General features: G+C 39.8%; 5 protein-coding genes. 4 read left to right on the forward strand and 1 reads right to left on the reverse strand.

The window, feature by feature from the left end:
* Window positions 1-665: 665 nt before the first annotated feature.
* From JMY08_RS03200 to JMY08_RS03215, 4 genes are all read left to right on the forward strand, one after another.
* Complete coding sequence (locus tag JMY08_RS03200) at window positions 666-884, forward strand: helix-turn-helix domain-containing protein (RefSeq protein ID WP_173239356.1); 219 nt, start codon at window positions 666-668, stop codon at window positions 882-884.
* 244 nt (window positions 885-1,128) lie between these two features.
* Window positions 1,129-1,698, forward strand: coding sequence for a hypothetical protein (locus tag JMY08_RS03205; RefSeq protein ID WP_201590337.1), 570 nt, complete (start codon window positions 1,129-1,131; stop codon window positions 1,696-1,698).
* Complete coding sequence (locus JMY08_RS03210) at window positions 1,685-3,997, forward strand: hypothetical protein (protein WP_201590340.1); 2,313 nt, start codon at window positions 1,685-1,687, stop codon at window positions 3,995-3,997. The genes JMY08_RS03205 and JMY08_RS03210 overlap by 14 nt, the downstream gene beginning before the upstream one ends.
* Entirely contained in the window at window positions 3,990-7,142 is a 3,153-nt protein-coding gene (locus JMY08_RS03215; RefSeq protein ID WP_201590357.1) for a tyrosine-type recombinase/integrase, read from the forward strand. The genes JMY08_RS03210 and JMY08_RS03215 overlap by 8 nt, the downstream gene beginning before the upstream one ends.
* An 875-nt stretch (window positions 7,143-8,017) precedes the next feature.
* On the opposite strand, the gene JMY08_RS03220 is transcribed toward JMY08_RS03215, so the two are convergent.
* The gene (locus JMY08_RS03220) at window positions 8,018-11,281 is read right to left on the reverse strand and encodes a DEAD/DEAH box helicase family protein (RefSeq protein ID WP_201590360.1); all 3,264 of its coding nucleotides are present in this window, start codon (window positions 11,279-11,281) and stop codon (window positions 8,018-8,020) included.
* Between the last annotated feature and the right edge of the window lie 7 nt (window positions 11,282-11,288).

Consider the following 11,288-nt stretch of genomic DNA (forward strand, 5'->3'; position numbering starts at 1 on the left):
GTCATGAATACAAATAGAGTTAGCGCTTTGAGTGAGAGGGATTGATTATGTCAGATAAAATATCAGTTTTTCAGCCAAAAGTAGATTTGATTATTTATTTGCTAATAAAGTTACTTCTCCACATAGCATGCTCACATACTGCACAAAACCAACTCTCTTTTGCCCGCATATAGGCGATATCAGCAGGTACCTCAATAGGACAGGCGCTCCCACAATATTCACAGCAAACATCATCTAAGCAAGCATAGCATTGGCTTATAGTTTCAAACAATGTTTGCGAGCTAATATTGTATTTCTGACAGAGCATACGCACATAATCTACATAGCTAATTTCATGATTATAGGCCCAATAATCCTCACAGAGCCGTTTGTCCCAAGCATTTTGTGTCATGCTCCATTCAATCCTGATGCCCACAACCTACTCCTTTTTAATGGCAGAATGACTATGATTAGTGTCACATTTCTATAGTGACTATATATATTGAATAAGTCGCCCCCATCATAGTTAGCCAGCTATTGAGCAGCAAGATGAGTCTATGACATAATAAAGCGTTAGTCAGCACAAAATAGTTTTTGACAGGAACTTAGTTATTGCCAACGAGTATTATTTTAACAGAAAAGTAGTCACTGGCAAGTATTTTTTACTTACCAATAAGGATTTTATTGTGATTTCATGTAATCTACCAGTGCTTTTAGCAGAAAGAAGATTGCGAGTTGCAGATTTAGTAAGAATGACAGACATCAGCAAGTCAACGCTTCATAGAATTTATAACGATGAGACAACTCGCATAGAATTCGATACCCTGAGTAAGTTGTGCCAAGTATTAAAAGTCACCCCAGGGGATGTTTTAAAGTATGTTCCCGATGTTAATGAAGAGAACTAAGCTTGATAGGAAGGTCTACTGATATAAGACGTTAACCTCCTCACCCAACTAAAATTGAAATTTTAAAATACTCTTTAGCCTTTATTTGTCATGGGTTAGGGAGTATTTTTTTTGTCTAAAAAATGGTTGTGAATCAGTATTTTAGTTGGATAGGGATAAAAATATAACAGCAATATTAAAGGCTTTACAATTGATAAGTTATAACATATCATAATTAATATAATTCACTATTATAAATAGTAAAATGAATAAAATTCATCTAAAGCCGACTCAGAAGTTTATAACTTTCAGTAAATATAATCTGGTTGTTCATCAAGATGCGCAAAAGGCATTGCTGATATGGCATCAATTTAGGCCAAGAATAGCTAGTATAAATATAGGTGGCTTGGATGATTATTACCGCCCACCGCTACGATTGGTGATTGGTAAAGATTCGACTTATTATTTTTTTAATGAGTTTAGAAGGTTTGATGAAATTCTAATAGACGAGATGAGTTTACGTCAGCCTTGTCTAGTTGCCGCTGAAAGCTTCAGAGATATTAAGCGTTTGGCTTGGAGTGAGGTTGTCGAGCTGGCCTTCTCACGGGGAATTAATCACCCTGATTTTTTAAAAGCATTAAGCTCCAGTGCTCCAAAAAGTATTATTTGCGAACTCATGAATATTGAGCGCCTAACGGTAGATAATTATTGTAGGTTCGCTGGTATCAGCCAAAGTGCTTATGAGTATCAGCAGTGTAAATTAGCCAATGATGAGGTGATGCTGGGGCTACCCAAAAACCTGAGTTGGATGGAAACTTCTTATGGTTCACACTAAATTATTTAATGAAGTAATCGATAGGCGAGTGTTTGATAAGCTTATCCCAATAGATTCACCACATCACATACAAATGTCTCAGCTTGTGATTGATGTGATTAATTTAGTGCCAGATGATGATATTGATTTACTGTCCTCAACATCGGAGTCTAATTTTGCAGACTTTACTGGCATAGACTGCACTGAGGTAATGACACAAACCATTCGGGAAGGTAAAACTGGAGAGTGGGCGGTTACCTATATGCTGATAGTCTTCTATCAGGCCTATGGTGCGATAGACGTTAATAGTAATGCTTGGCGGTTTATGAGCGGCTACTTAAAAGTGATATTTATGATCACAGCACGTCATGACAAGCACTTTGCTAAAATAGATAGGCTTGGTGTGCGTGTTCGTATGGCACTAAGACCTACTGATCCACAACGTAGCATTCTCGACCAGTTAATCAGCATTCACGCCCAGCGCGACAGCTTGTCCTCATGCTTATCTTATATCAGACAATATGAGGCAAGCGTTAAACAGAAAGAGGCAACAGGTAAAACAGCGAACCAATATCTTGGTAGTAAAATAGGTCAAATCAGGCTGGCTTATGAGGTGGTAATTAATAATAAAACCTTTGTTGGCAAAACTTATACTGAGAGTACTAAACGCGTAAAGTCGGCTCAAACCGTCATCAAGACATTAGTGGATACTGACAATGAGCCACTACAAAGTATAGTGTTTGGTACGAAACAATCAAAAAAGCACAGTAACGTGGCAATCGCTGAAAATATTGCTGATGACAACGAAGTACCTTTGCTAGACAATGACTTTAAGCCAGCCACACAAATTGCTAAATCCTCTGAGCTACAGCAATGGCGATTGAAAAATAACCATCAACATGCCCGCCGTAATCAATTTCATTTCCCAACCAATCATCGTCAGCTAAGCATTACCGGATACCAAATGTTATTTGCCACGCTTTGGCAGCGCTTTATGAGTGTTGATAAAGAAAGTGGCATTGGGTATGTCGTCTTACTACTGTCACTATTAAGTGGACTTAGTATCGATAGCATCATTGCTGATTGGCAATGTAGTCACAGTCAACGGCAGTATTTGGTCTATGACCGTGTCCGTAAAGTTAGTAGCATTGCCATCATGATTGATGTGACGACCAATACTCGAAGTCATCTGCTTGCCCACAGACAAAGCTATGGCAGTACCTTTTATCGTGCAATTCCTGAAGCTTTACAGATTATGCTTGAGGATAAAATTACCGTTTCATCCGATACTGTTAAAGATGCTATCTCTTATGCTAAAGATCTGCTTAACCTGCCAACACTGAGTCCGCAATATATTGAAGCAGGCCTGTTTATATTGATCAAAAACGAGCTTAATAAGCCATTATATGCTGACCTGATCACAGGTGTTGATGTACGGCATAGCTCTGCGCTGTATTACCTTAGCACTAAAACGGTAGAGTTAGAGCAAACTTATATAAAAGCGGTAGAGCTGATAACTGAATATTGCAATGATGAGCAAAAAGCACTTTTAATAGATGAGTGTAGCGTACCGATGAACGGGCATAGAAGCCACATTGGTAGTGATATGGCACTAAAGACCACAATGTGCCAGCAGTTCTTTAATCAACTGGCTGTCAGTGCCGAGAGCTTTAATGGCAAGCTAAAGTCCCACATGGATCGCTATATTGCGCAGTTTAATAGCTATAGTATTTGGTTGTGGCATATTGTCATGATCCAAACTGGTATTCGTCCAGTCAAGCACGCACCAGGATTGCTACACCAGTTTGACTTTCAGCGGCGCATGTTATGGGTATCTGACAAAGAAGAGCGTCATGCGCAGTCTGATGGCAGGCTCATTCCTCTTAGCAAGTTTTTGATAACGGCTATTCAAAACTACATTATTTATATTAAGCAATTTGCCGCTATCTATAATTCATTGTGTCCAACAGCACCTTATCCCATCAATGACATCTTGCAATCAGAACAACCCCTTATTCAAATTTACCAAAAAAACCCAAAAGGCTTTGCCAGTATTACGCCAAGCCGCGTCCGATACCAGTTGCAAGACTTTTTTAGTCATCAGGACAATTGGCTGCGTCATCAGCTGAGATCCATGCTTACAGGGCGCGTGCCTGATTATCTGATTTGCGCGCTTTACGGTCACGAGCATGCTGATCAAGAATTTATGCACCCGATGTCATCAAGCTCTATCAATCAGCTGCATACGCTCAGTCCCCATTTAGATGCGATTGCTACAGACCTTCACTTAAAACAAATTGAGGTTCATCTATATGGATAATATGAGTGCTCATAAACTGCGACAGCTTAATAGAGAAGAGGCTAAAAAGAGTATCAAGCGTGATGCTAAAAAATTAATCGAAGAATATATCAATCAAAGTTCTATGCAATTGCCTTGTGAGTTGCAGCATCATTACGAAGCAATTAACCAGTTACTAGAAGAGAAGTTCGATACCGCTCAAAACTTCCAATTGGCGCGGCGCGGGTTATTAGAGTTTGTTCGTGATTATAATAAAGCTCACCAGATATACCTTAAGGAGCCTGTGGTACCGATACTGGCAACTCGTGAGCGCTTGACCATTAACTATGATTGGTTTGTGAATGGACGTGCTGTGGCAGACAGTAGTGCGACAATGATAAAGGTTTGGCAACGAAAACGGCGTTTCTCAGTAAACGACTTGGTTGAAGGGGTGCTGTATTGCAGTATCATGTATGGCGGTATGAACGATATTGAGGTGTTGAAAGCATTGTATGACTGGCTATTTGGTGAACGTCAGATTTATCAAATTAGCATGCCAGCAACTGATGAAAAAAGTAGGGCAGAGTATTTGGCTGTGATATCGCTCAAAGTATGTGATGATAATTATGGCTGCGTGGCTGATGAGAGTAAAAGCTTGCACCGTTTTGTTGATTATGTTCCCGATGATATGAGTCTGTGTTTTTTATATGCTCTAAAGGATAAAGAGTTAAACACTACCAAGATAAAGTCATTTAATACCATAATCAACGATATCTCAAAAACGCTTAAACTTACCAATAAAGATATCGATCGCCCGCAGCACTCACTGCTCATCAAATATGCCAACTACCACTGGCGGCAAATAGAAGGTAGCCTGATTGATGGTGCGCTCACCGTGGTAAAACAAGGTGATCTCAAAACCACGGGGCTGCCGACTGAGAAGCTTATTCATTATAACCGAGAGCCCATTAAGCCAAGTCCTGAGCCACTCGAGTGGTCTGAGCTGTTTAATACCAGTTATCAGACGGCAGGAAAATCACAAGACAAGAGAGATGCTACAGCTTATCCGAGCTTTAGTAAAAATGTGATCAAAGAAGTCCAGGAGGCACTTAAATTAACCAGAAATGACGCTATTTCCACTATCACAATATTAGAAACAGACGCTAGCCAGCCCAATGTACAGCGTCTGCTTGGCTGGACGCTATCGCTGCTAAGTGATAAAAGTATTAGGCTCAATACAGTCAGTAAATATATTGGCTGTATCGGTCGTGATTGGCTGATGCTGACAATAGACGAGGATGTTGATCAGTGGGAAGGCAGTGACTTTGAGGAAGTTTATGAGCAGATTATTCAGAGTAAGGTGAAAGATGGTCGTAAGCTGTCTTTACTGTGCAAGTCTTCAGAGTTTGATGATACGTCTAGTGATATAGATAGTGATAAAAATGTTACTGGTCAACCGCTATCTCATCTTAACCGTTTAAAAGACAGCCAGAAATTCACTTATGGCCGCTTGAAAGCATTTCATGATTATCAATGTATAAACTTTGATGCGCCTTACGTTTATTTTCCATGGGGCAATAATCGACAGGTAGTAAAAGCTGAGATGGTGTCACCACGTGTGTATCATGCGATGAAAGATTATATTCAGTCATCAAATTTAGATTTTGAGCAAAAGCAACTTTGTTTGATTGTTTTAGCACTTGCTTATCGGACTAGTATGCGAATCAACGAAATTATTGGTATTAAGGTTAACGACATTACAGATATAGGTTTTATTAATGGCCAAGTGATTGAAGCGCCAAAAATAATTCTCAAACCCAATCGCTATCGCCGGCTAAAAAGCAGCAGTGCTAAACGGGTAATACCGATAGACAAGATTTTCAAGACTGACGAATTACAACTGTTCGTCGCACTCTATTATCAACAAAAAAGGTTAAAGCGCCGCTATTTATTCTCACAAGGATCAGGCGATCAACCACTACCATCTGTATTTTTCAGTAATATGATGAAAATAATATGGGATAGATTGCTGATTACCCATAATTTCACCTTCCATAGCTTTCGGCATACATCGATTAGCCAACTGGCACTGGTATTAAATGACTCGCCACTTACTCAGGTGATGACAGATTATGATAGAGATCATAGCGAGGCTATCGCTAGCGCCGTGCTTGCTAATAATAAAGAAAAGGAAATGTGGTTTGGGCTGGCTAGCCTTGCTGGACATCTAACGCCAGATACTACGTTTGAGTATTATATCCATACCGCTCATTTGCTGGCTGGGTGGCAGATGAGTAAGGCCAAACTTGTTATGCCTATAACTATATTTGAGATGGTGACAGGTATTGGTTACCAGACGGTGAATAGACAAGATGGCAGAGCATATGATGCCAGTACTAAACAGGTGCATCTTGATAAGTTGCGTGGCTATTTAACCAACAAGATTGCGAGCAAAGATTCTCTATTTTCTTATAACAGCACACCAGCTAACATGGCTTGCCAGCAAAACACACAAAATGATGCAGTAGATACCCAGCTATCTATATTTATTCATCCTAAAGTTTACGATGTCATTGCGCTGTTAGAAGAGCTTCAAAAAATAAGCGTTGATAAAAGAGCAGATCAGTTGGCAGAGGTCGCACTTCGGCATGGTATTTCTGTCAATAAAGCTAGAAAGATTTACGATAAAGCTTGTCAGATTTTTACTGATGATAGGTTATTGCTGAGTGCGCCGAGTGGACATAAAAATCAAGAGGTTCTAGTTAAAGCACTTGATTGTGCGTATCAGATGTCAATTGATACACCTGATGAACTTCAAGATTTTGTGAAAATATTTACTGTTAAACAAAACTTAAACGTATCATCGATTCATTTTGGGATCAAAGAAACGCAGCTTGAGATGCTACAGCAGTTCGTGACAATAGGTTGTCAGTTGATCGATGCCAGTCATTGGCAGATTAGGGCGCATAGTGAGCAGGCAGTGCGTGATGTTAAGAAGAAGCTAGGTTTAGCTGGTGCGATACGCATTGGTGCGCGTGAGAATTTCCATGGTTATGATGTTAGGGTAATACAGAAAAAATGTAGACGGTCTGATAAAAATTTGGCTATGACGGATGATTATTATGCTTCGTCGGGTATGCTGAAATATTTGGGTTATTTGCTGATAATACTCATCTTAGTGAGGTGACAGAGCGACAAGTCATATATTGAAAGGTCTATAAGCTAATTTTTGACCTGTATGATCAAAATACTGTCACGGATAATTATTGCTCTGAATACTATAGGACGTAAGGGTTGTCACGTTGTCACGGTAAAAAAGGTGTAGGGGTATAAGATGACTGAAATGCCTTATTTAATTAGTTATTACAGTTGGTGAACACAACGCGTGCCTTACGCACCTGCTGGCATGTTATGAAAAGCTTGTTTAAATATAAATTAAACAGAAAAGTGAGAGCACAGTAAACATCATGAAAACGAAATTTCGTTTTAGTAGACAAGTAGTTAAAATATCGGCAAATATTTGCTATTATCTACCGATAATTATTCGAGAGCTAGTATTATGACATCTTCATGGTTAGAGGGTTGAAAGTTGAGCTTTGTTTATAATACCAGTACTCTTTTGCATTTCCTTGAAATGTTAAGTCTTCGGTAATGATAGTAGAGTAGGTGGTTTTAGTGTGACACCGTGACAAGCTATATATAGTATAGCGTACAGTAGTTTTATATCCGTGACCTCTTGATGCCTTTTATTGCTTTTAATATGCTGAAAGGCATGTATTTAATAGTATGTCGCAATGTCACGTAGGCAAACCCCAATATCAACCAACCCAGCTGAGAAAATCTGAAAATAGTAAAATCCCACCAAGCCCAGACGGTAAGGCTTGGTGGCTTTCATATACGATAAAGCCTATTGCTCTATTTTTTACAGTGCTTAGCTTTGATAATGTTGCACCTTGAAAAATAATGGTTTTGCCGTCTGACAAGTGAAGGCAACACTATCGAAATATTACTCACTCATAAAAAAACCTGTTTAAAAACTTATTTTCAGTTGAAGCTATTGATCTAACTAACCAGCTTTAATAGCTCATCAAAGCTATCAATGACACCGTATTTTACGGCTTGATCTGCAAGGCCGTTATCCTTGCCAGCCTTTAGGTTTAATGCATCAAAGAACCGTTTGGCACTTTCTATCCGATACTTTTCTTTTTCACGTAAGTCTGCATCGACCATTGAGCCTTTGGTTTCAGCGACAAAATAAATATGCCGCACTTTGCCTTCGTTAAATGCGATTGCCCAGTCAGGATTGTAGTCGCCTACAGGAGTCGGAATTTTAAATCTATCAGGCAACTTAGCATATACGGCTACATCGTCAATTGCGCCTTCTAGCTCTTGAGCAAAGCGTCGTTCGATGCTCGAGTCAGTCGCTACATAGTCAAAGACATGTCGGCTAACTTTTAGCGAGTCACTAGGAACTTTTTGATTCGACACAAAAATCTCACTAAGCGGGTAAGTCTGGTCGATCGTATAGTAGGTCAGCCCTTGGATAACCATTTTGATACGTGCTTCATTAATAAGGCGAGCCACTTCACGTATAAAGGCTTCAGGGTTATTTTTGAACTGCGCAAAAATTGCGTTGTTGATGCCTTTCAAAATAGCCACGATACTACGACGGGTAAGATCCGTCTGTTCACTCAGTGAGCCTATCAAGTCGTATTTCACTTGTGAACGTACAGAGACATTCGTTGATTCAGTTGAGGTAGTAGGGTTGCTAAACGATTGCTTAGCGATCAATTCTTCATGAGAAATGGTATCGCGCTGAGTAGATTGAGCAAGCTTATAGCTGAGCGATTCTACAAAGTTATTATTCCTTTGCTTTGCTGCTGCTTCAACGGATTGAATGCTCTGCGCTATAAGTTTTTCACTATCGATCTTAATCTCAAATACTGCCTTGTGATTAATACGATTCCATAACTCTAAGAATTCTTTTCTCTTAAAATTATTCTCATTGATAGGATTGGGTGTTGTCTTGTTATCATTCTCGGTCATACCTTCAAGGTCTTTGGGATTAAAGATACCGCCGATTAGTTTTACTATTTGATTTGTTAAAGGTACAAGTGCCTCTGGTAGCGGTGCTAAGCTGTCATTATTGACGGCTTCATGATAGCTATCGGTAATATGGTTATCAAAATCTATGTAATCATTTTTGATAAGATAGTGAATGATCATATCAGCTTCACGCTCGCTAACCTCATGCTTGCTGCCGTCATCTAACGTCAGTATCTTATTATTGAAATAGTCCTTGGTTGCTTTGGTAGGTCTGCTAGACAAGGCTGCTGCCAACTCTTTTTGCAAGTTGGTCACAAAGTCGGTATAGCTCTCATTAGTGACTACCGTAAGATTGTTTATTAGGTGAATGTCACTTTTAGACAAGTGATTCGCATCCATGCGCAAACCATCGCTGCGTACTGCCAAGCGCAAGCCTCGTCCTACTTCTTGTCGGCGAGAGATGGTATTCTCAGAATGTTTTAAGGTACAAATGACAAATACGTTAGGATTATCCCAACCTTCTCTTAGGGCAGAATGTGAGAATATGAAGCGAACATTTTTCTTGTGGCGGGTCTCTTCTGAGTCATGTGGCTCAGGAAAGGACAGTAAGCTTTCTTTATCTTTTAAAATAAGATCGTAAGCATCAATATCATCGGTGAGACTAACTTTACCACCCAGTTCTTCGTCATCAAACTTTTTAGTTTTAGGGTCTATCATCTGTTGGCTTTTTTTATCTACTGAAAAGTAGCCATTATGAGTTTGCTTAGTATCAATTCCTTTGAGATAGTCTATATAAGGGTCGTTGTCTAGATTTAGATCTATCAGCTCATTGACAAGCTGATCATACTGTTCAACAAATATTTGCGCATACTCTCCATCAACACGATTGCCTTGTTCATCGTATTGACGGTATTTTGCTACCTCGTCTATAAAGAATAAACTCAGTACCTTTATATCTTGATTAAACAGCACTCGTTCTTTCTCTAAATGAGCGCGAATAGTCTCTCTTATCTGAATAGTCCGCATCAGCTGTTCATCGATTTGACCCAGTGCCTCACCGACATGAATTTTTATACCATTAGTAAAAGTCAAAGACTGATCGCGAGCGTCTATTTCAGCGACGACGTAACGGTCTTTGTACTGTTCAGCTTGCTTAGATAGTGTGTAGAGGTCATCGCCTTTTCTGACACGACGAACACGACGCTTGACGCCTGATTTGGTTTTTTCTTCGATATCAAGCCTAGCCGTAGGGTCGGATGAAGACACTTCTATATCTTGTAGATACAAGTAGCTATGAGCGCCAGACAATCCTTTGACTTCAACACCTTTGACGGTAATCTTTTTGACCAGCTTTTGATTGTAGGCGTCTAGAGCATCTAAACGATAAACAAGATTGTAGTCACGCTTATGGGTGGCTGAATAACGCATGATGAATAAAGGATTAAAATAACTCAGGCTCTCTAACGTGTTCTTAGACTGCATTTTCTGAGGTTCATCCAGAATAAGAATAGGGCGGTTGCGACGTATCACATCGATAGGGCGACGAGAGCCGAAGTCATCCATTTCAGCATAAATTTTACGGGCGGCTTTATTGTTAGCGCCTTGCTTTATAGTGTTAAAGGCTTGAACGTTAATTATCATTGCCCAAACATCTGAACTTGAGCTAAAAGTTTCAAGCTCATGTAATTGGTCAGAGTTATAAATAAACGATCTGGGCTTTTTGCCAAACTTTTCTTGAAAGTGGTTAGCCGTCATCTCAAAAGTTTTTGCTACGCCTTCACGGATAGCAATGCTTGGTACGACGATAATAAACTTTGACCACCCATAACGCTTGTTCAGCTCCATCATAGAGCGAATATAGCAATAGGTTTTACCCGTACCCGTTTCCATCTCAATGTTTAGATTGATAGCACTAGTGGTTAGGTTCTGTCCTTTACCGCCTTTGCTAGAGGTGTCATCCGTGATTAGCTCAGATGACTGTGGCAAGCCTTGGCTTGCCTGCACACCCTTGATGTTTTCTAATACTCTTGAGTGATCGTCAATAGGCGCATTGGCATAACCGATATGTAGCTCATCGAACAATGAGGATTGCCCAGTGCTAGCCAGCTCGTCATTGGTGAATAAGGATAAGTTTTCGCCTTTTGGCTCAGACAGTAGGTTTTTCTTACCTTGGTCTATAGTATATCGCTGCGCAACCTCTTTGGGTTGTCCGATAAAGCAATCTGCAACCGCATTAACCGAGTCAAGCTGGTATTGAAGCTCTTTAAATTTAATTTCCATGTTTTCG

This window comes from Psychrobacter sp. Pi2-51 (assembly GCF_904846665.1).
Classification (GTDB): Bacteria; Pseudomonadota; Gammaproteobacteria; order Pseudomonadales; family Moraxellaceae; genus Psychrobacter; species Psychrobacter glaciei.

Excerpts from the sequence above, each read along its gene's own strand:
- JMY08_RS03205 (WP_201590337.1), top strand. The coding sequence starts at position 1,129 with ATGAATAAAATTCATCTAAAGCCGACTCAGAAGTTTATAACTTTCAGT.
- JMY08_RS03220 (WP_201590360.1), bottom strand. The coding sequence starts at position 11,281 with ATGGAAATTAAATTTAAAGAGCTTCAATACCAGCTTGACTCGGTTAAT.
- JMY08_RS03215 (WP_201590357.1), top strand. The coding sequence starts at position 3,990 with ATGGATAATATGAGTGCTCATAAACTGCGACAGCTTAATAGAGAAGAG.
- JMY08_RS03210 (WP_201590340.1), top strand. The coding sequence starts at position 1,685 with ATGGTTCACACTAAATTATTTAATGAAGTAATCGATAGGCGAGTGTTT.